The organism is Sulfobacillus harzensis, assembly GCF_012933365.1.
Lineage (GTDB): Bacteria > Bacillota > Sulfobacillia > Sulfobacillales > Sulfobacillaceae > Sulfobacillus_B > Sulfobacillus_B harzensis.
Genome location: NZ_JABBVZ010000261.1, coordinates 1 through 1,472, shown reverse-complemented (window position 1 = coordinate 1,472; position 1,472 = coordinate 1). Strand labels below are relative to the sequence as shown.

2 protein-coding genes are annotated in these 1,472 nt (G+C 51.3%); both read left to right on the top strand.

Annotation, left to right across the window (positions count from 1 at the left end; all coding sequences use genetic code 11):
* Positions 1-859: hypothetical protein (locus HIJ39_RS22895; protein ID WP_169103336.1), on the top strand; the 859-nt coding region annotated here is incomplete at its 5' end.
* 41 nt (positions 860-900) lie between these two features.
* Positions 901-1,419, top strand: a complete 519-nt coding sequence (locus HIJ39_RS22890) for a sigma factor (RefSeq protein ID WP_169103335.1) — start codon at positions 901-903, stop codon at positions 1,417-1,419.
* Positions 1,420-1,472: the final 53 nt, after the last annotated feature.

The following is a 1,472-nucleotide window of genomic DNA, read 5'->3' as shown; positions in this document are numbered from 1 at the left end:
GGTTTCGACACCCAGTATTCAACCAGACTCTGGGAGGAATCGCGAACCCCAAATTCCACGAAATTCGGGACAATCTCTTACCAAACCTAATGAGCCATCTGTTGTTGCTTTAATGACTGCGTTGCAGGTGCCATTGCTGGCGGGATTCATTGTTGCAAACTATGGACATAACGAATCCGCTCCATCCTCCCAACTAGGGCAGCTAATCTCCCGCACAAATAGTGTCGACCTGCGTCTTGCAGGTTCATATCTTGCTTATCTCCGCATGTCATACGAGGTTTCCGCCGAGCAGGCTTCTCACCTCTGGAGTGAAACTTGGAATCTGACTTTATCACCTGATGAATGGACATCTTTGGAACAGGCGGGTATATTCCCTGAGTCGTGGCAGACCGCGAACGCTCTGCCTTCCAACTTATCTCAAATCCCTGGCAGTTGGATTTGGGGCCTTATCATGGCAAGCACGGGTCGCGGCGAGGATTATTTTGATATCATCGGTTTGGCCCATCTCATCGGGCGCGTCACGGAAACCGATTGTATCCGCTGGCAACTTGAGTCCGACTACGCCCATCTTCGCGATTCTCTATCACTAGCGATAGACGCGACTAATGGAGATGTCAAGGAGATGTGTTCCGTATATCGCCATAATCTCATGGGCTTCCAGTGGACCACTTCTGGTCAGACTGGCAAAACACATTCAGATATATCGAAATCCGATGGATTGATCTTATCTCACGATGAGGGGACTCTTTTATCCAAATATCGTGCCCTATCTAAAGATCAGCAGCGTATTATTCGCCAGATTATCGAGGACATGAGCGCGTTACAGGATTATCGGCAGAAGAACCGCGAGCTCGTATGATCGGATCGCGATATCATGCGCAACGAGGTGATTCAACCGTGATGGCCACCAAGTCAGAGCCCATCGACACTGTTTTGAGGCGTGTTCAAATTGGTGATGACGATGCGTTCAGTCAACTCATGCCACACTTTGCCCCTTGGATCCAAATGACGATTGGGCGGTGGCACTTACCTGGCGTTGCGTCCGACGATCTGTGGCAAGTTGCCTGGATTGGGCTATGGCAAGCCACGCTTCAGTATCAGGTAGAGTACGGTCTCAATTTTCGAACGTGGGCCATCAAGGTTATGCGGCGTAGGCTGTCGGAGTTCGCACGCGGGGCCTTGCGGGGCAAGCATCAGATGTTATCCCTTGCGGTATCAATGGATGCCGATGACTGGATTGAGCACCCTTTGACGCGGCACCACACGTCGGCGCCTTCTCCTGAGGAGAGCGTGATTGATGCGGAAACTGCGCGTGAGCGCACAATGGCCTTGCTCGATGGCCTATCATCCTATGAATTGCGCGTTGCGCGGCAGATGCTTAAGCGAGTCCCCTTGAGGAGTGTCAAGGATTTTGTGTAAACAGTTTTTCAAGACTCCAAATTCTGTAAGGGCTGGCGGACTCGGTCTTCGAA